A 19889-nucleotide genomic window follows, 5' to 3' on the forward strand; every position below is an offset into this window, starting at 1 on the left:
TGTTTCCGCCTCGTATTCTCAGGAAAGAGGTGAGATCATAGGTGGCCACTTTTTTGCAGCAAGTGATTAACGGACTTTCCCTTGGTTCTGTGTATGCCCTCATTGCCGTTGGTTACTCTCTTGTTTATTCCGTATTGCTTTTTTCAAATTTTGCCCACGGCGGGTTTCTTGTGATCGGAGGGTACATTTGTTATGGGGCCTTGAAATCTATGGGGGTCAATATCTGGCTGGCTGGCATGCTTTCTCTTGCGGGAGCTGGCATAGCAGCGGCTTTGACGGAGAGGATAGCCTATAAGCCCATCCGTGAGCGGACCAATGTAACCCTTTATTTGCTCATTGCTTCTATGGGCATGAGTATTGTAATTGAAAATATTTTTGTTATCGTAGCCGGCGGGCGTTTCAGAGCCCTCCCCCCGGTGATACCCACCTACCCAGTTCAATTGTTCGGTCTTGCTACCACGAGTGCTTTCGATCTCCTTTCCTTTCTCATAGCCCTTATTGCTCTTGGATGTCTTCAGTTATTTCTTTCCAGAACGAAGTGGGGGCTTGCTATTCGGGCGGCAGCCTGCGATCTGCGTACGGCTGGCCTTATGGGTGTAAATGTTAACCTTCTTATTTCTATTGTCTTTTTTACCGCCGGAGCCTTGGCGGCTATTGGGGGAATATTTCTTTCAGTTCGGTATACTCTCTATCCCCAGCTAGGGGCCATTACCATCAAAGCCTTTGTCGCCGCAGTTATTGGAGGGTTAGGGTCTCTTCCCGGCGCAGTCGTGGGGAGCCTGATTCTTGGTTTGGCGGAAATGCTGGCTGCTGGTTTTATTTCGAGCCAAATGAGGGATCTAGTGGTTTTCTCATTGCTTGTCATCACTTTGCTTATCAAGCCCTCAGGTCTTTTTGGCAAGCAAATGAGCGAAAAGATATAGGTGTTTCCCCATGTCTGGATATACTGAGGGAATCATAACGCTTTTGTGCATTAACGCTATTGCTGCTATGGGAGTTTCTCTTCTCACTGGTTTTACTGGCATTTTTTCCCTGGGGCATGCGGCCTACATGGCTCTTGGCGCCTATACCTCTGCCATTCTGACAGTGCATTATGGGGTACACTGGCTGCCGGCTATACTCCTTGGCGGCGGAGTAGCGGTTATAGTGGCTTATGGTATAGGAATTCCGACCCTTCGGCTTATGGGCGACTATTTTGCCATTGCTTCCATAGGTTTGGGAGAAGCGATTCGTCTTATCCTCGAAAACTGGCAGTCGCTAACTCGTGGAGCCCGGGGGTATCCCGGCATTGAACCCTATACGACATTGCCGGTAGCCCTGACTTTTTTTGTCATCATGGCCCTCTGCATGTTCAATCTGATCAATAGCCGGTATGGACGAGCCTTTAAAGCCTGTCGCGATGACTATGTGGCGGCCTCATTGCTTGGTTTCCATACAGCCAGGCTGCGGGTGCTCAGCCTGATGATCTCCGCTTTTTATTGTGGAGTGGCCGGAGCTCTTCTTGCCGGTTTTCTTTCTTTTATACAACCCATTATGTTCGATATGCTGAAGTCCACAGAGTTAACGGCCGTGGTGGTTTTTGGAGGCCTTGGATCTATGGCCGGGACCATGGTAGGAACTCTCGTAATAACTCTGGTTACCGAGCTTTTCAGGCCTATTTCGCAATATCGAATGCTTATTTACGGGGCCGTTCTCGTAATCATTATGGTGATTCGCCCCGAGGGTATTATGGGTGGACTCAATGGCGGGGGGCTACTGAACAAGATTTTCAGGAGGAAAGATAATGGCGGCACTGCTTGAGCTGAACGGAGTGGATAAATTCTTTGGCGGAGTCCATGCTGTTCAGAGTATGAGTTTTGCTTTGAACGAAAAAGAGATTGTTGGTCTCATCGGCCCAAACGGCGCGGGGAAAACAACAATTTTCAATGTGGTAACGGGTGTCTATGATCCTGATGGGGGCCGGATACTTTTCGATGGGGAAGATATTACCCCTCTCAAGACCTACGAAGTGATTCGAAAAGGGATCGCGCGGACTTTTCAGAATTTGCGGCTCTTCCCCCGTTCTTCAGTTCTTGAGAACGTTATGACAGCAGCACAACAGCATGAAGCCTATTCTTTTGTAGAGGCTGTGACTCATTTTGGCAAGTGGAGGATGAAAGAAACATCCATACGGGATCGAAGTATGGAATTGCTCAACCGAGTAGGCCTTGCGGATCGGGCCCTTCAACCTGCAGGGACCCTGCCCTATGGGTATCAGCGCCGTCTTGAGATAGCACGGGCCCTGGCCCTTGATCCCCGTTTGTTGCTTCTTGACGAACCGGCAGCAGGAATGAATCCTGAAGAAGTTATGGCGTTGAACGAGCTTATAAAGTCTATTCATATGGAATTCCAGCTAGCCATTCTCGTGATAGAACATCATATGGACCTGGTGATGGAAATTTGCCCCCGGATCATCTGCATGAACTTCGGGGCGAAGATCGCGGAGGGGTCCCCTGAGGAGATACAGGCCAATTCTGAAGTATTAAAAGCCTATCTGGGAGAGGAGGACGAAGAATGAGCGATGTAGAAAATATCCTCCTGGACGTGCAGAACCTTCAAGTAAGCTATGGTGCCATTCGCGCTCTTCGCGGCATTTCACTTCAGGTTAAAGAAGGCGAAATAGTCTGTGTCATTGGGGCTAATGGCGCGGGAAAATCAACGTTGATGAACGCACTTATGAGCGAAGTTCGCAGGGAAAAAGGGCTCATTAATTTTTCGGGAGCGCCTTTGGCCCAGCGAAGTTATGATGTGGTGAAACAGGGCATATCCCTCGTCCCGGAGGGGCGGCGGGTATTCGCCCCTCTCACCGTCTACGAAAATTTGATGATGGGGGCTTTTCCCCGTAAGGAGCCGGAAAAGGTGAAACAGGACCTTCAGTGGGTCTTCTCCCTCTTCCCTCGCCTTGAAGAGCGGCGTGACCAATATGCCGGAACTCTCTCAGGGGGTGAACAGCAGATGCTGGCCATCGGACGGGCCCTTATGTCCCGCCCCCGCCTTTTGCTTTTAGATGAGCCTTCTCTGGGCCTTGCCCCTATTATCATTAGGGATATTTTTAAGGAGCTCCGCCGGATAAACTCTGAGGGAGTTACCATTTTACTGGTTGAGCAAAATGCCCGACAGGCTCTGTTGCTTTCCCACCGAGGCTATGTGCTGCAGACAGGAAGCATTATTATGGCAGGAACATCAGAAGATTTGCTGAATAGCGCAGATATCAGGAATGCCTATTTAGGAGCGGGACGAAAAAAGGGCCTTCTGTAGTTTGCTATGAATTTGCAGGAAGGCTTTATTTATAAGATTCAGGAGCCAATCTTTGTAGAGAGGAGAGGCTCCTGATTTTTTTACTGAAAGCAGATTACCCTTTGCGATTGTTCAGAAAGACTTCAAACTGTTTGAGGGCTTCTGAAAAGGTGGCTCGCCCGAACCCCACCCTAAAACGATTTTCCTTTGATCCGAATAGAGTGCCGGGTATTATTAATACTCCGTATTGATCTATAGCCTCCTGACAAAAGGCCTCTATAGGGATGTTCCCTTTCAGGGCGGGGAAGGCTATAGACCCTCCCTTGGGAGGAACCCAGTGGAGAAGGTCATCATGTTTGTGGAAAAGGGTTTCAATTTCTTCAAGGTTGCTTGCTATAAGAGCCCTGTTCCGCTGCAGGATTTTTTCTTTTGCCCGAAGGCTCATGAGAGAAAGAATTTCAGAAGGAGAACTTCCGCAAATAGTGGTGTAGTCTTTCAACTGGGCTGTAATATTGAGGATCTCACGGTCCTGAGCTGCTAGCCATCCCATTCGCAGCCCTGGAAGGCCAAAAGCCTTGGAAAGTCCGCCTAGTGTAACAGCTTTTTCATAAACAGTGCATGCAGAAGGAAGACGGGACATTTCGTCAAACTCAAGGAATCGATACATTTCATCAGAGAAAAGATAGAGATCGTGGCGAGATGCTATATCCACTATTTTAAGAAAATCTTTTTTCTCTGGCAGATACCCCGTTGGATTGTGGGGAAAATTCACGACGATCATTTTTGTTGCGGGTCTGATCATCCCTTCTAGTTCATCAAGGTCTAGGGTCCACTCCCCATTTTTTTCCTTTACAGACCAATAGGAGACTTCGCAGCCCATCCCTTCCGGGATGGAATAAAGGGACTGATAGGCTGGAGAGATGGCTATAACATGATCTCCAGGTTCGAGTATTCCGTTGAAAGCCAAAAATATTCCTTCTTCTGGAACGGCAAGCAGCACATCTTCCTTCGAGAGACCAGTATAGAGAGCGGCTATTTCTTCTCTCAGTAGAGGGTGTCCCAAGGATTCCGTGTATCCGAGCCGGAGGTTTTTCCAGAGGGAAAGACTTTCAGTATCGGCCATTTGCAATAGTTCGGAGAGAGAAAAGCTCTCGCAATCCGATGGGCAAAGTAGAAACTCGGTTTTAAATTCGTAGCGGGCGAAATAGCGTTCAATTTTAAAAGCTGGCAGTTTCATGGTGTCTTCCTCCTCATTCTTTTAACCGCCCCCTACCGGTGGAAAAATATTGACCACGTCTTCGTCACAAAGAGGTGTATCAAGACCGTTAAGATGGGCTATATGTTTGCCATTGACCATAATAATAGTACCTGCCATAAGACGGTGGGGAACTTCGTTGCTTGACCAGATCCATTTATCAAAGGGTTCTCCGAAACGGTTAGAAAAGTCCTCCAAGAGCTGCCTGATGGTGGCAGGAGCTTTCATGTCAAATTCTTTTTCTCCAGTAGCATAAATAAGAAAGGCATGGACACGGAGCTTCATGGGCAGTCCTCCTCCTTTTTAATTGTCTGCTTCAGCCTTATTATCTTTTTTCGCCTGAAAGAATGCAAATAGCAGCTGTTTTATTCTTGACAAATCCAGTAGGGTATAGTATGAATACTTATAATGCAAGCTTATAAAAAGAAGGTGAAACGTAATGAAACTGTCTACAAAGACACGATATGGGCTCAGGGCGTTGCTAGAGCTTGTCCGTCAGTATGATGGCCGTACACCGCTGAGCATAACAGATATTGCATCGAAAGAAAACATTTCAGAGCGTTATCTCGAACAGCTTTTTTTGAAGCTGCGGAGAGATGGGCTTATTGAGAGTGTTCGTGGTCCTCAAGGAGGATACCTCCTCAGCAGGGCTCCCATGGAAATTACTGTTGCTGAGGTTGTGGAGGTTCTGGAGGGAAACATTCAGATAGCTGATTGTCTCGAAGGACCGGAGTGCATGAGAGAGAGTGCGTGCCCGGCCAGGAAGCTCTGGCTGAGGCTGCGCGACAGTATTGATAATGTATTGGTCTCAACAACGCTGAAAGATCTTATAGAAGATCATGATCTTCAGAAATAGTTTGAGAGAAAGGCAGGCTATTAATATGATGCGACAGGTCTATATGGATCATGCGGCTACTACTCCAGTGGCTTCCGAAGTTCTCAAAGAGATGATGCCCTATTTCACTGAGTCTTTTGGGAACCCTTCATCTCTTTATACGCTGGGACAGCAGAACAAAGAGGTTGTGAGAGCTGCCCGCGAAAAGGTTGCCGAGGTGCTGAACGCATCGCCCGATGAGATATATTTTACGAGCGGCGGTACAGAATCGGATAATTGGGCTTTGAAAGGAGTGGCTTTTACCTATCGAAATAAAGGGAATCACATTATCACAACAAAAATAGAACATCACGCGGTGCTTCATTCAGCAGAGTATCTTGCTGGCCTTGGCTATGATATTACCTACCTCGGCGTAGATGAAGAGGGTCGTGTCTCTGTAGATGATGTAAGAAAGGCCATCACAGAGAAGACGGTTCTTGTTTCGGTGATGTTTGCAAACAACGAGATAGGGACCATTCAGCCCATTGCCGAGATCGGAAGGCTATGCCGGGAAAAGGGCGTGCTCTTTCACACAGACGCTGTTCAGGCGGTAGCTCACATACCTATTGATGTGAAAGCCATGGATATTGACCTGCTCTCTCTTTCAGCCCATAAATTTTACGGCCCCAAGGGAACGGGCGTCATGTATATTCGGAAAGGCGTAAAGCTCGATAACTTTATCCATGGAGGCGGCCAGGAAAAAGGCCGCAGGGCCACAACTGAGAATGTGGCAGGCATTGTGGGCCTGGGCATCGCCATAGAGCGGGCAGCAGGGAAGATAAGCTCGGAAAAAAGTCGTCTTACCGCTTTGAGGGATGGTTTAATAGAAGAAATCATGGCTCGGATCCCTTATGCAAAACTCAATGGTGCAGCGGGGGATGGCAGGCTGCCCAATAATGTGAATGTAAGCCTAATAGGGGTAGAAGGTGAGACACTTCTCATGGATCTTGACATGTTCGACATAGCGGCGTCTACAGGAAGCGCCTGTTCTTCCGGTTCCCTCGATCCATCCCATGTGCTTATGGCAATAGGGCTGACCCACGAACAGGCTCACGGTTCCCTTCGTCTCACCCTTGGGGAATCCACCACAGAAGAAGATGTGGCCTATGTTGTTGAAAAACTTGCAGGAATAGTAGAGCGGCGTAGAAACATGTCGCCTTTATGGGAAGATTTTCTGAAGGCAGAGGAAAGGAGCGAGAAGAATGCTCTATAGTGAAATAGTAATGGATCACTTTCAGAATCCCCGCAATGTGGGAGAGATAAAGGATGCAGACGGCGTTGGGGAAGCGGGAAACCCAAGATGCGGCGATATTATGAAGATATATATCAAGGTTGAGAATGACCATATTGTGGATATTAAGTTTAAGACCTTCGGCTGCGCGTCAGCCATCGCTTCTTCAAGTATGGCCACAGAGCTTGTAATGGGAAAGACTATAGAGGAAGCATGGAATATAACGAACAGCGCTGTGGCGAAAGCTCTTGATGGACTTCCACCGATAAAAATGCATTGCTCTGTACTGGCAGAGGAGGCCATTCATGGGGCAATAAACGACTATCGCCGGCGTCAGGGCCTTGAACCCTGGGAAGACAAAAGCCATGATGAACTGGTGGACGAGCACTCCCACCACTTTCATCATCAGGGATAACAATGATTCCCCGCCGTTATGACCGGAACATAGCAAGTTTAGGAATGGAGGGACAGGAACGCCTCTTTCGATGCCACGTTCTTGTAGCTGGTTGCGGAGGACTCGGCGGGGTGGTTGTTGAAATTCTGGCCCGGGCAGGGGTAGGAACGCTCACCCTTGTAGATGGGGATGTGTTTTCAGAGAGTAATTTAAATCGTCAGCTCTTGGCAAAGGAAGACAATTTTGGGCGATTAAAGGCTGAAGCGGCTGAGGCGAGAGTAAAAGAGATCAATGGCCATGTCAACGTGTGGGCGGTTCCTCACATGTTGACTGAGGATAATTGTCAGTCACTTCTGGCAGGAGTGGATTTGGCAATTGATGCCCTTGATAGCAATTTGGCAAGGGCTGTTCTCTATAAAGGGTGCAAGGAGGCGAAAGTTCCTGTCATCCATGGCGCTCTTGGGGGGATGATTGGGCAGGTGGGACGATATAGACCATGGGAAAAAACTCATTTTGATGTTTTTGAAGGGAGTCTCCCTGACGCGGGCATTGAGGTTGCGGCGGGAACTCCAAGTTTCACCCCTTATGTTATCGGTGCCCTTGAAGCGGCAGAGGCCATTAAATATCTGGCGGAGGTGGAAGAGATACGGTGGGGAACTCTTACGCTTGTAGATCTTGCCATCATGTCTATGGAGACTTTGGAACTATGATAGCCAATGAGGAAATGAAGCGCTGTCCCTGGGCGGAAACCCATCCATTGCTCACTGCGTATCACGATGAAGAATGGGGTGTTCCTCAATACGACGAAGAGCGCCTTTTCGAACTGTTGATTCTAGAATCGGCCCAGGCGGGATTGAGCTGGCTCACTGTTCTCAAGAAGAGAGAAGGCTATCGAGATGCCTTTGCCCAGTTCGATGTTGAAAAAGTGGCGGCCTTTGATCAGCAAAAAATAGAGGGGCTCTGTCAGAGCCCCCACATCATACAAAACAGGCGAAAGATCGCGGCGGCGGTGAACAATGCGCGCCAATTCATTGCCATTGCTGAAAAGCATGGTTCTTTTTCGCGCTTTTTATGGAGTTTTGTAGATAACAAACCCATAACCAATCACTGGAAAAATCCGTCAGACGTACCGGCTTCCACCCCTCTTTCTGCCCGCTTGAGCGGGGAGCTGAAAAAAAGAGGATTTACCTTCGTCGGCCCCATCATCTGCTATTCCTATATGCAGGCAGTGGGGATGGTCAATGACCATCTCATCCATTGCTTTTGTCATGGAAAATCTTTTTAATGTCTATAATGCGAATTCTTCAATCCCCAGTTTTTTCAATTGCTCATAGGTAGGAATGCCCTTTTCGTCCCAGCCTCTGGCTGCATAGTAGCATTCAAGTTGTTTCTGAAGGTCGGGAAGTGTGTCCGCGGCTCCTCCTGTTCCGCGCGGTTCGTGAAGAATCCGTTCTGGTAAAGTATCGTCATCCTTTGTGAAGCCGCACCGGGAGTTGAAAAGCCGCTTCAGTGTAAAGATGCGCTTACCTGTCTCTTCTAGCTCTTCTCTGGTCATCTCCCAGCCTGTAACGCCGTGAATCCATGTAAGGAGATCATCAATGGAGACACAGGCAAGGATTGGAAATTTGCATATTTTTAGAGAGTCGAGAACGCCCATAAAGTTCTGGAAAGGAACGTTCAGTTCTCCTTTCCCGTCATCGATGGTCCTGTCGAGGACCTCTGTAATTCCAAAATCCTTATAAGTAGCGTTTCGTTCACAGGCGTATGTGTAGCCTGAAAGATGGCAGGCTCCGCGGCTTGATGTGGCATATCCGGCAGCCAGGCTTTTGTAGCAGCGAGGATCGTGGGCAGGAAGGTCAAGGCCTTTTACGTGAATTGCATATCGCTCAGCCCCATGTCCTATTATTTCAGCTGCCTTGCGGGTTCCTAGGCTGAGAATAGCGCCGAAGCCTTCTCTTTTTCCCATGGCTTCCACTATTCGGATCATGGCCTTTCCGTCTCCCCAATTAAGGGGAAATCCGATTTCTTTCTCTGTAACGATGCCCCGTTCAAAAAGCTCCATGGCAAAGGCTACTGCTGCCCCTGTCGAGATGGTGTCGAGGCCGTAGCGGTTACAGATATCGGCAGCCCGGGCTATATCTTTCAGATCGTTGACAAGACAGTTGCTTCCCAACATGCCGATGGTTTCGTACTCAGGCCCTGCCCCAGCAATATTATCGAAGGCAACTTCTCTCCCGCAACGGATGGGACACGCAACGCAGCCGTAATTTTCTGTGAGGATTGTGTCGGCCATGGCTTCACCCGTAATAGACAAGACTTCTGGTTTCCATGAGCCTTGCTGCCAGTTTTTAATGGGCAAATCCCCGTATTCTTCGGCCAAGGATACTCCGCCGGCAGTTCCAAAACGGGTCATACCTGCCAATTTCTGAGAAAATAAAAGGTGTTTTTCTTTTGAGAGGGCCCGCACTTTTTCTTCGTCGAACAGGCCTGGTCTAAAAGTCCCCCCAGCGACAATGGCTTTTAGATTTTTACTTCCCATGACTGCGCCAAGGCCGCATCGACCAGCAGCTCGAGCATGGGGTCCGTCGTGCATTATTCCTGCTATGAGGGCCATTTTTTCTCCTGCCGGGCCTATGCATGAAACACCGCAAGCTCCTCCAAACTCCTCTTTAAGCATCTGTTCGGTTTCAAAGGAATCTTTTCCCCATAAAAGAGATGCGTCGCGAAGAGAAACTTCTCCGTTGCGAATGACTATATAGACAGGCTTTTCAGCTTTCCCCTCCACAATAAGGCCGTAAAAGCCCCCTCGCAAAAGATGAAATCCAAAAGTTCCGCCAGCGTCTGATTCGCCGTGGGCCCCTGTCAGGGGAGATTTTGAAACGATCTGATGTCGGCCGCTGGTGGGTATTCCAGTGCCCTGAAAGGGTCCATTCATAAAAATAAGCGGGTTTTCCGCCCCTAAAGGGTCAATTTCCGGACGGGAATATTTGAAGTAAAAATAGGTGCCGAGGCCTGAACCTCCTATGAAACGGCGAGCTACCCCCTCTTCCACTGAGAACGTATCTATTGTCCCAGTGGAAAGATCGATATGGACCATTTGCATTTTCATAACCAATCTCCCCCTTTATTGCCTTTTTTACTCTTTTCATTATATACTGCAAATATTTCTTGAGCATTTATTATTACAACAAAAAGGAGCCCTGCTTTCATGGAATTCAACCGAGGGGAACGTGCCCTATTAGTGACATCCGTAGGTTTTTGGATTAATCTGATTCTTACCATTGTAAAATATGCGGCAGGATTCACCGCTCATAGCGGAGCCATGATTGCTGACGCTACCCATTCTCTCTCAGATCTTGTTACCGATGTAGTGGTATTTTTCGGTTTTAAAGTGGTCAACAAGCCTGCAGATAAAGATCATCGGTATGGCCATGGAAAGGTGGAAACTCTTTTAGCTTCTTTATGCGGAGTGGTCTTATTTGTGGCAGGCACAGGGATTTTGCTTGAAGCCGCTCATAAAATTATTATGATCTTGAGAGGAGAGGCTCTTCCCCGGCCTGGAATGCTTGCCTTGGGGGCTGCCTTTTTGTCCATTGTGGTAAAAGAACTTCTATACCGATATACAGCCCACTGGGCCAAAAATATAAACAGCCCGGCTCTTTTGGCCAAGGCTTGGGACCATCGTTCCGATGCTTTTTCGTCCATAGGCGTTCTTTTTGGCATCGCAGGGGCCCGTTTTTTAGGAGGCGGAGGCCGCATCCTCGATCCCATTGCGGCAGCTGCTGTAAGTTTTTTTATCATTCGAGTCTCGCTGCCGATAATGCTTGAGAGCTTGAATGAACTTCTTGAGGGAGCTCTCGATAGAGAAACGGAAGAGCGGATCATAGCCCTTATAAGGGAGTCGAAGGAGATTCGCGAAGTCCACCATTTGCGAACTCGTCGGGTCGGTCCCTATATTGCCATGGAAACCCATGTTCTCGTCGATAGGTCTATGAGCCTGGTGGAAGCCCATTATATAGCCTCAGTGGTGGAAGACAGGCTTCATCAGGAGTTTGGGCCGGAAACCCTCATCTCCCTTCATGTTGAACCTCTTCCGGAAAGAGGGAAAGATCACGTTGATGACCACGTGTCGGAACATCCGAACCACCCCCATTAAATAAGAAATCTGAGGCCCGGGTACATAGGTTGCCCGGGCTTTTCCTTTGTCGTATAATAATTGGTTAGCAAAGGTCAGGGAAGGGTGATGGCATGCCTGTAACATATAAAGATTACTACGCTGTTCTCGGGATTGATCGCAACGCCACCCAGGATGATGTTCGCAAGGCCTATCGTAATTTAGCGAAAAAGTACCATCCTGATGTAAACAAATCGCCGGGAAGTGAAGAGCGGTACAAAGAGATCAACGAAGCCTATGAAGTGCTTAAGGATTCTGATAAACGTCAGAGGTACGATACTTTAGGCAATCAGTGGAGAGAGGGCCAAACCTTTACTCCTCCGCCAGAATGGGGACAGGGTGGCACTTTCCGCATGGATTTTGGTGAAGGAGGGGGCTCTGACTTCAGTGAATTCTTCAAGACCATTTTTGGAGGTTTTGGAGGTGTCCAGGGCGGGGCTGAGGACTTTTTCTTCAGAGGTGCGCCTCGGCGCCGCAAGGGGGAAGATATTGAAGTTCAGATGGAGCTGACTCTCTCAGATGTGATTTGCCGTGATTCCAAGACTATTTCGCTAGAACGGTATGAGATTGGGGCTGATGGCCGGCGGATTCCTCGAACTCAGACTCTTACTATCAACTTCCCCCAGGGTATTACCGACGGCAGCCGGATACGCCTTCCCGGAAAAGGGGGCCAGGGAATGGGCGAGGGGCCAAATGGAGATCTCTATATCACGATAAAGCTGAGAAAGGATCCACACTTTCAAGTGGATCAATATGATTTGACCACTGTCATGCGCGTTTCACCCTGGGAAGCGGCATTAGGAACCTCCCTTTCGGTGAAAACTCTTCAGGGAGTGGTGAGTATGAAGCTTCCGGCAGGAACACAGAGCGGGCAGCGTCTTCGCTTGAGGGGGAAAGGACTGCCGCGAAGGAAAGGAGCTCAGCCTGGAAACTTATATGTGATCGTAGAGATCGCTGTTCCTAAAAGCTTGTCACAAAAGGAGCGGGAGCTCTTTGAAGAGTTGGCGAAAGTTTCATCCTTTAACCCTCGCGGCATGAAAGATCAATGAAGTTCAAGGAGAGGGGCAGACTGAGGTTTGGGAGAAGAAAGAGAAAGAACTTCAATAGATATGGAATCGCTTCGCCCCTGCTCATCCATTACAGAAATACTATGACGCCCCGGAGAGAGCTTCCAGAAGAGCTCTTTCGGGGCTTTGCTTTGCCCGAAAAACTCATTATCCAAATACCAGAAAAGAATATCCTTGCTTCCTTCACATCGGAGGGCTATCTTTTGTCCCCTTCCTTCGGGGGTGAGAAAGAATTGAGATTGGGGCAGAGGCGATGTGATAGTTAGTTTCTGCGGTTCTTGAGTAAGGGGTATATCTGGCTGTCCTTTGCCTTTTTGGTGAATGGAGCAGCGGTCGTTTCTTGAAATGCCTGGAATGTACCAGTCCATTCTGTGGGCGGGGCAATTTTTTGTGGGAGGAAGGCCTGAAAGGGCGCAGACCTCTCGTTGGGCAAGAGCGGCAGGGGGCATGTACCACTTACATTTTCCTTTTGTGGCGGCCTGGATCATTTCTATGGCGGCGGAAGACGCAATTTTTAACCCCGTAAGAAGAGGATGGGGGAAACCCGCGGGGTCTCCAAACCAGACAACTATCGTATGTTCAGGGGTATAGGCTGCGGTCCAGGCATCCCTCAATCCGTAGGATGTTCCCGTTTTAAAGGCTATGGACATATTCTGGTTGGCCATTCCCTCCTGATGTACAGGAAGTAAACGGCCTGGATCCCTTAATATATCTGCAATAAGAAAGCAGCTCGCCTCGTCAAAAATCCGTTTTTCGTAGGGAGCATCATTTTCCTTTACCATTTGAAGGGGGCGTTGAATGCCTAAATTGGCCAGGGTTTCGTAGGCCAGGGCCATTTGGGTTACAGTGGTTTCGCACCCTCCGAGAATCAGGGAATCCCCATAATGGGACGGTTCGTGAGTGAGGGATGCAATGCCGGCAGCTCGCAGTGTTTGAAGAAGAGTCTCTGTCCCTACGGTGCGAAGAACTCTCACAGCCGGAACGTTCAGTGAAAGGGCGAGGGCTTTTCTTGCTGAAACGGGACCCCGGTAGGTAAGGTCAAAGTTTCGGGGAGCGAGGCCGCCGAAGGAAAGAGGCGAGTCCACAAGAAGGGAAGAAGGGGTAAGAAGACCTCTTCTGAAAGCTTCGAGATAGACAAAGGGTTTAAGGGCTGAACCTGGTGAACGCAGAGCCTGACAGCAGTCAATCCAGCTCCCCCACTGTTTTGTTCCCAGCCGCCCATTCCCTACATAGGCCAGGATAGCGCCAGTGGGATTATGAACGACCATGGCGGCTCCAGTAATAGAAGGGGGGAGGCCGCTAAGGGTTCTCTGAATAACATGCTCTGCTCGCTTCTGAAGTTGCATGTCCAGGGTTGTTGTAATGACAAGAGCTTCAGACTGAGAGAGCACTTGGTGGGCAAAATGGAAGGCCAAGGCTGGCATGGAATAGGTTTGGTCTGGAAGTGGGGTTCCAGCCCTTTTCGCGGCGAAACTTTTTGATATGAGTTTTTGATCCGCAATAGCGGCCAATATCTGGTTTCGGAGCGTCATGGCTCTCTTGGGGTTTCTGTCCGGCCTGAATAGGGAGGGGCCTCGGAGCATGCCGATGAGGAGGGCCGCTTCTTCTACGTTAAGGGTGGCGGCCGGCTTGCCAAACCAGATTCGGCTCGCTGCTTCTACCCCTCGAATGTTGCTTCCGAAAGGCGCTCTATTGAGATAGATTTCAAGAATTTCTTTTTTTGAAAGAAGTCTTTCCAGTTTCATGGCCTGAAGGAACTCCGCTATTTTCATGGGGATGGTTCGCGGCCTTGAAATAGAGAGGCGGATGACCTGGCTTGTGATAGTAGAGGCACCGGAAACGACTTTCTTAGCTCGGATGTTTTGCAATCCTGCCCGGGCAATGGCAAAAAAATCTACGCCATGGTGAGACCAGAATTTGCGGTCTTCAATAGCTACGGCGATATGGGGGAGCCAAGCGCCCATTTGTTCGTAAGATATGGGAATGCACCATTCTGAAGAGGAAGAAAGGCTCACGAAAAAAGGACGCAGCTTTTCATCGAGAAGGATAGGTGAAGTTGGCCATTCTCTGACCTTTTCAATATGTAATGGTATGAGAAGAGGGCTGACCCAGAGGAGAAAAAGGAGAGCTCCGCCCAGGACCAGCCCTTTACGCCATTTTTTATTCAATGGTGAGCGTGCCTCCATGGCTCAGGCTCCTTATGCCCGGATTATACATGTCTTCCACTGACACTGGCGGAAGGGCAAAGGTGCCCCGGGTTACAGCTCTTGTTGTGTATCGATATATAAGGGGGCCTTTAAGGTTTGTAATGAAAAGGATAAGGCGGTCGTCCCTTTTTTCTGCCCTGATCTCGCCCCCGTCAGCGGGCATATAGTAGATTTCTCCTGTGGATTCTATTTCCAACCCGCCGGGAAGAAGATCTGAGAGCACAAGGGTTGTCGTTGGGGCCAAGGGAGTGACATAAAGCTCCACAGAAAGCTTCTGCCCGAGGGAGGCGCTGCTGTTTACAACCCGCCGTACTTCAATTCCCTTATTGTAAGCTTCTACCGCTGCCTCTGGCACTCCCGAAAGGGACAGGCCGTAATAAAGGGGTCCTTCCCCTTTAAGGCGAAGGATCAGGTCGTGAGAAACAGCGTCTAAAGGAAGGGCGATCTCTTCTTTCTCTGAGATTTTTGCAAGGGGCGATCCCTCAGAAAGAAACACTTCTGCAGTAAAAGGCTTCTTTTGAAGAGGCAAAGTGCTTTCCATATATCGTCCCAGTGCGAGAAGGACTAAGGCGTTTTCCTGAGTTGTTTCCCACGTTTCTTTATAAAGCTGTTCAGTAAGTTCGGATGCAAGGGCTATTGTTTCTGGCGCCAGAGGGTCGAGAGCGTTCCACATTAGCAGCAGCAGGGCTTTGTTTCTCCAGTACAGTTCGTAGGTAGGGCCCCCCACCCCTTCTTCTGTTGAAAAAAGTACTTGGCCGAGCTCTTTTAATGGGGCGGTGTTTTTCTGATAAAGAGAGTAGGCTCCGGCCAGAAAGATCCGCCCTGAATCAGTCATTGCCTGTCTGTGCCCTTTCAGGTGCTCCATCCAGCCCAAGGGAGGTTCCCCGTTCAATGTAAGAACATAAGAGGCATAGGCTCTGACTGCTAGTTTTTCAGGCCCTTCTTCATCGCTAAGAGAAAGAATCTGGCGCAGATAGGACAAAGCCCCTTCCAGCAGACCTTCTGGAAGAGGAATATTCTTTTTGGCTGTTTCTACAAGAAAATGGGAGGCGTAGACGCTGCCCCATAAGTGGGGAATGCCCTCACCGCTCCACGAAACGAAACTGCCGTCAAAAAGCTGAAGGTTTCCAAGGCGGCGAAGAATGGATTCTAGCTGCTTCTCCACCTCTTTTTTAGAGGAGAGAAGAGGATCAATGTGTTTTGCCAAATTAGGCATCACAAGCAGTGGCCAGCCCCTCGATACGGTTTGTTCAAGACAGCTGTAGGGATAATAATGCACGAAATTGAAAGCGCCGGTGAGGTTGGCCGTGGGAAGGGCCGATAGAATCAGCGTTCCCTTTTGTGTTCCAGAGAACCATCCACCGGAAACTGGAAGAGTATGGTCTCCTTCTTCTGTGATAACGCCGCTTTGAGTTGTGGTGATTTTGGGATAGGGCGGACGGATTGTTATCTCTTTAGAAAGGGTGAAGCTTTTCTCTCCCCACTGAGCTTCAATGTCAAGGCTTCCTGTTCCGGCTTTTGCCCCTGCGGTTACGGGCATTGCCGTGCTAATTCTGCCCTTTGCCGGGACAGAAAGGGTGACCACTTTATTGTCATCTATGGTCATGCCCTGGACCTCCTTGACCCGAAGGGTCACTTTTTGTTCAACATCCCCCTGGGAGAAAAGGGTGACAGGCATTATAAAATGATCCCCAGGGGCAACAGCCCGTGGAAGGGAAGGTTCTACAACTATGTCACGCTGAATGACCACTGATTGCGCAAAAGATCCAAAAGCAGAACCTGCCACAGCTACAGCCATGAGGCGCCCTTTGCCGCTGAATTCGGGGATGTCAAGGTCTATGACCGCCTTGCCTTCATGGTTTGTCCCTGCCTCCCCTTCAAAAAGAGAGAGGATGGTAAAGGATCGTCCTGTAAGGAGGGGTGAGAGCAGGCCGCCCATTGCAGCGTCATACATAGCTTCAGCGCTGTCTCCTCCCGAGGGATGAAGAAGAGGAGTTTTCCGGGATTCAAGGGGCATAAGCTGGTCGTACATGTCGTTTGTGAAAGCTGACAGCTCTCTTTTGCCCAAAAAGAATGTATCCGGGGCAGGAGTTTCATATCCGGTTAGCCCTAAAATGCCCTCATCAACTAAAGCCAGGGCAACGTACCCCTCCACAGGTCTTTGCTTGAAATCTTTGAGCCAGACCGTTACGGGAAGACGGGAGCCAGGTTCTATTTCCTGTGGGCTTTCTATTGAAACGGATAAGTGAGATTCTGGTTTATCGACGAAAAGGGGGATTGTTCCTAAAGCGCGGTGCGCCCCCCATGCGTCGTAATCTTTATCTGAAACAGAACGAATGACCCAGGCAGTGCAATAGGCGTTGGGAACCATATCTTCCGTAATCTTAACCTTGAGAGAGGTTTCTCCGGATTTCATTTCTTCTATTTTTCGAATAAGCTGTCTATCTGTATCCACTGTAAAGAGAAGCAGTCCCTGGAAAGGGGATTGGATGTTGACAGTGGCAGTTTCCCCAGGGACATATTTTTCTTTATCGGTGGAGATGATAACCCTGTCGATAAGGGGAGAGCCCCCTTCCCCGGATCCAAAAGAGTACCAGACTTGCAGCCTTGTTGACGCTGAACTGCCCGTTTCCTGATCTTCAAATTGCAGAAGGTACTCTCCAGGCTCCTGGGGAGTGAAGGTAAAAAGGCCGATTCCCTGGGAAAGAGCGACTTCTTTGACTTCAGGTGTGCCAATTTCTTCCTGTTCTTCCATGCGGGTCTGGTCAGCATACCGTTTCAAGGTGTAATGTTTCATGATCTTTGACACAGACACGGTGAGGGAGTGAAGAGGAGCCGGGGTTCCGTCAGGGATCACTGCTGCCACTCTGATTTCATAAGGTTTTTGTGGGAGCGGGGCGTCTTTGCTTTTCTCTATGCCAATCATGTAGGGGGCGGGATAGCAGGGTATGGAAACTGTTTGGGGGACCCACCGTCCACCCTCTTCCCTCACCCTGATGGTAAAAAGAAAGTTTAAGACTGACGGAGCCATGAGTTCTCCCCTCGCTTTATAAGAGAGAGATCCCTTGCCTGTTTCATCGAGATTGCCTTGTCCAATGAATTCATTGACAGGTTCCGATTTTTTTTCCGGATCTCCAAAAATGTAGGCTTTCCATTTGGGGTGAGCAAAGGAAGAAGAAACAGCCCTTACCTCTCCTTCCCAGGGGAGATCAGAGGCAGGGGCTCCGAAAAGGTAGCGGGAAGAAAATGAAAGCAGTAATTCCTCTTCTGGCTTGAGGGCCTTGACACTTTCTTCAATGAGGACCTCGAGGCGTGGAGGGGCAAACTCTTCAACATAGAAGGTCATGGTTCCAAGGGGGGTTTTTTCATTTCCTGGCATAAGAAGGGCCAGCTGATAGGCTCCTGTCATAATGTTTTCAGGGATTTCCCATGAGTAGAGGAGCGTTCCTTCTTGAGAAAGTTTCGCTGTGGAACGGGAGAGTTCTTTCCCATGGCTGGAAGTGATGGTAAGAAGGAGAGGGAAGGAAGATGGCGCCTGGTGTGCTCCATCTCTCACAATTGCCTTGAATTGGGCGGTTTCTCCCGGTCTGAAAATATTGCGAGGAGCGAAACAGAAAGCTTCGTATCCCTTTCGAAGATAGGGGCGGCCAGAAATGTCAAAACCGTTGTCAGCGACGACGTTTCTATCCAAAGGCAGAAAAGACATATCCCCGTCTTTCTCTACGGTAATAAGGAAGGGGCGGAGTTCATCGTTCCATGGCGCTGTGCGGTGAAGCATAAAAATGCCGTCCCGTCCTGTTTTTCCTTCTGCTATGAGTTGGTTGCTTCGGGAATAGACGCGCACTTCAGCTTTCACCAAAGCTTCGAGTTTCCGAATGGAGTTGGCCCAGACCATGATCCCCTCAGAATAGGTTCTTGCCATAATTCCTATATCGGTGAGGGCCACCACTTGCTGGGCTTCCTGCCATGTGTTTGGAGCGGTGTTTCTTGCAGTGAGCAGAAAAACCCCCTTCTCGTCCTTTGCCAGTTCTCGAAGGTCTATGGCCCGCCTTTCAGCAATATTGGGGGTGCCCTGGATTTTTGCTTTTTTCTGAGCCGTAAGGTTTGAAAGTTCCCGTGGGACAGAATTAATGCCTGTCATCACCGCATAGGGTATGTTATTTTCGTAAAGACGCCACAGGCTCATTTCCACTTCATCTATATTGACTGTTTCAAGAGGGATTCGAGAGTCTTCCGCGGGGGAGAGGAACATTCCTCCCGTGGGAAAGGCAATAGAAGGTTCAACATCTGAAAAAACAAACGCTTTTTTGAATTCTTCGCCTAACTGACTTCCAGTTCGGGTGGAGAGTTCCTTTTTCAAGGTGAGGACATAGCGCTGGCGGGGTTGAAAGGGACCATCAATTGTAAATCCGTTGTATTCAGGGTTTACTGTAAAGGGGATCTTAGGCTCAAGAGATATGAAATTGCTGGCTTTTGCCATATCTATCGGCGAGGATGTCTGGATCATAATAGATCCGCGGTTCGGTCCCTGAAGATAATTCCATGATCCACGAACGGCCAAAGCAGAGGATAGCAGTATTTTTTGCTCAATGGGCTTTTCGAGGCCGAGGGGGCCTGCTTCGCTGGTCAGCCCACTGGCAATGGAAAGAAGAAGCTCATTTCCGTCAAAGGGTCGGGTTGTAAGAGTAATTGAGGTGGAGGGATGTTCCCCTGAAACAGAGTAGGGTACCATTCTTCCATAGGAGTCTTTGAGGGTTGCGAATCCGCGAATTCGAATGGGAGAAACAGGAGCGGAAAAAAGAAGTTCGAGGGTAGCGAGGCCATCCTCTGTAAGATCAATTTGACGGCACTCAACAAAAGTCAAAGACGGGGTCTGGAAGCGGAAAGAGTGGCGGCCCGCCAATAGCCGTCCTTTTTCATCACGCAGGTCTTCTTTCATTTCTACAGTATATTGAGTGGCGGAAGAAAGAGGTTTGATGAGTTTCAGTGTGAAGGTTTGAGGATCGTTCCATGTTCCTTCAGCCGGAATGGCAGGGTATATGGATAAGGGCCATGTTTCAGAAGGCGTGACTGGGGCCGAAAAAACAACAGTTATAAGGGGCGCTCTTTCTTCTATTGATCCTTGCGGCTTGAAATCTGTGACTACAAAGTCTTCAGCGGCCCAAAGGTGTCCCGAAACCAAAAAGAGAACGAGGATGACAAAAGTCAGAAGAGGAATATTTTTCTTCTTCATGGTTTTCCCTCCATTAAAAAAGTCTTTTCATACCATACATATTATATCTTCTTCTTTTGTTCTCACCATAAGAGTTTTCTTATAAAATAGAAGTAATTAGAAGATAAAAAGAGAAATTAAGATTAAAATGACAGAAATAGAGAATAAAGCACTTTCAGCAACATTAAGCCCTCTTGAA

The 19889-nt window shown here is 48.9% G+C and carries 16 protein-coding genes; 11 read left to right on the top strand and 5 right to left on the bottom strand.

What is annotated here, in order from left to right; all coding sequences use genetic code 11:
- Nucleotides 1-41: 41 nt before the first annotated feature.
- From AMICO_RS00750 to AMICO_RS00765, 4 genes are read left to right on the top strand one after another with little or no spacing between them, the layout of a single operon-like run.
- Entirely contained in the window at nt 42-923 is an 882-nt protein-coding gene (locus AMICO_RS00750) for a branched-chain amino acid ABC transporter permease (RefSeq protein WP_041459292.1), read from the top strand.
- A gap of 10 nt (nt 924-933) precedes the next feature.
- A complete protein-coding gene (locus tag AMICO_RS00755; protein WP_013047570.1) occupies nt 934-1800 on the top strand; it encodes a branched-chain amino acid ABC transporter permease in 867 nt (288 codons plus the stop codon).
- Nucleotides 1784-2557, top strand: a complete 774-nt coding sequence (locus tag AMICO_RS00760) for an ABC transporter ATP-binding protein (RefSeq protein ID WP_013047571.1) — start codon at nt 1784-1786, stop codon at nt 2555-2557. The genes AMICO_RS00755 and AMICO_RS00760 overlap by 17 nt, the downstream gene beginning before the upstream one ends.
- On the top strand, nt 2554-3297 hold the full coding sequence (locus AMICO_RS00765) for an ABC transporter ATP-binding protein (RefSeq protein ID WP_013047572.1): 744 nt from the start codon (nt 2554-2556) through the stop codon (nt 3295-3297). The genes AMICO_RS00760 and AMICO_RS00765 overlap by 4 nt, the downstream gene beginning before the upstream one ends.
- A gap of 94 nt (nt 3298-3391) precedes the next feature.
- Here AMICO_RS00765 and AMICO_RS00770 read toward each other — a convergent pair whose 3' ends face one another.
- Nucleotides 3392-4513 (bottom strand): aminotransferase class I/II-fold pyridoxal phosphate-dependent enzyme, encoded by a 1122-nt coding sequence (locus AMICO_RS00770; protein WP_013047573.1) that lies wholly within the window; start codon nt 4511-4513, stop codon nt 3392-3394.
- Nucleotides 4514-4534: 21 nt separating this feature from the next.
- Nucleotides 4535-4816 carry a MoaD family protein gene (locus AMICO_RS00775; RefSeq protein WP_013047574.1) on the bottom strand — a complete coding sequence of 94 codons (282 nt, stop codon included), beginning with the start codon at nt 4814-4816 and terminating at the stop codon, nt 4535-4537.
- Between the two features lie 154 nt (nt 4817-4970).
- On the opposite strand from AMICO_RS00775, the gene AMICO_RS00780 reads away from it, so the two are divergent.
- The 5 genes from AMICO_RS00780 to AMICO_RS00800 are packed head-to-tail and all read left to right on the top strand — an operon-like array spanning nt 4971 to nt 8315.
- A complete protein-coding gene (locus AMICO_RS00780; protein ID WP_013047575.1) occupies nt 4971-5387 on the top strand; it encodes an RrF2 family transcriptional regulator in 417 nt (138 codons plus the stop codon).
- Between the two features lie 28 nt (nt 5388-5415).
- On the top strand, nt 5416-6618 hold the full coding sequence (nifS, locus tag AMICO_RS00785) for a cysteine desulfurase NifS (protein WP_013047576.1): 1203 nt from the start codon (nt 5416-5418) through the stop codon (nt 6616-6618).
- Entirely contained in the window at nt 6608-7051 is a 444-nt protein-coding gene (gene nifU / locus AMICO_RS00790) for a Fe-S cluster assembly scaffold protein NifU (RefSeq protein WP_013047577.1), read from the top strand. The genes nifS and nifU overlap by 11 nt, the downstream gene beginning before the upstream one ends.
- Before the next feature lie 2 nt (nt 7052-7053).
- The gene (locus AMICO_RS00795; RefSeq protein WP_013047578.1) at nt 7054-7740 is read left to right on the top strand and encodes a HesA/MoeB/ThiF family protein; all 687 of its coding nucleotides are present in this window, start codon (nt 7054-7056) and stop codon (nt 7738-7740) included.
- On the top strand, nt 7737-8315 hold the full coding sequence (locus tag AMICO_RS00800; RefSeq protein WP_041459293.1) for a DNA-3-methyladenine glycosylase I: 579 nt from the start codon (nt 7737-7739) through the stop codon (nt 8313-8315). The genes AMICO_RS00795 and AMICO_RS00800 overlap by 4 nt, the downstream gene beginning before the upstream one ends.
- Before the next feature lie 3 nt (nt 8316-8318).
- On the opposite strand, the gene AMICO_RS00805 is transcribed toward AMICO_RS00800, so the two are convergent.
- Nucleotides 8319-10139: an aldehyde ferredoxin oxidoreductase family protein gene (locus AMICO_RS00805; RefSeq protein WP_013047580.1), complete on the bottom strand. Its 1821-nt coding sequence runs from the start codon at nt 10137-10139 to the stop codon at nt 8319-8321.
- Nucleotides 10140-10238: 99 nt separating this feature from the next.
- On the opposite strand from AMICO_RS00805, the gene AMICO_RS00810 reads away from it, so the two are divergent.
- Together AMICO_RS00810 and AMICO_RS00815 are read left to right on the top strand one after the other, a co-directional pair.
- A complete protein-coding gene (locus AMICO_RS00810; protein WP_013047581.1) occupies nt 10239-11186 on the top strand; it encodes a cation diffusion facilitator family transporter in 948 nt (315 codons plus the stop codon).
- 92 nt (nt 11187-11278) lie between these two features.
- A complete protein-coding gene (locus AMICO_RS00815; protein ID WP_013047582.1) occupies nt 11279-12253 on the top strand; it encodes a DnaJ C-terminal domain-containing protein in 975 nt (324 codons plus the stop codon).
- Here the strand turns inward: AMICO_RS00815 and pbpC are convergent.
- Together pbpC and AMICO_RS00825 are read right to left on the bottom strand one after the other, a co-directional pair.
- Nucleotides 12247-14457: a penicillin-binding protein 1C gene (gene pbpC / locus AMICO_RS00820; RefSeq protein ID WP_013047583.1), complete on the bottom strand. Its 2211-nt coding sequence runs from the start codon at nt 14455-14457 to the stop codon at nt 12247-12249. The two genes, AMICO_RS00815 and pbpC, sit on opposite strands and share 7 nt — an antisense overlap.
- Nucleotides 14432-19711, bottom strand: a complete 5280-nt coding sequence (locus AMICO_RS00825) for an Ig-like domain-containing alpha-2-macroglobulin family protein (RefSeq protein WP_013047584.1) — start codon at nt 19709-19711, stop codon at nt 14432-14434. Before AMICO_RS00825 ends, pbpC begins: the two co-directional genes overlap by 26 nt.
- Nucleotides 19712-19889: the final 178 nt, after the last annotated feature.

Source organism: Aminobacterium colombiense DSM 12261 (assembly GCF_000025885.1).
Lineage (GTDB): Bacteria > Synergistota > Synergistia > Synergistales > Aminobacteriaceae > Aminobacterium > Aminobacterium colombiense.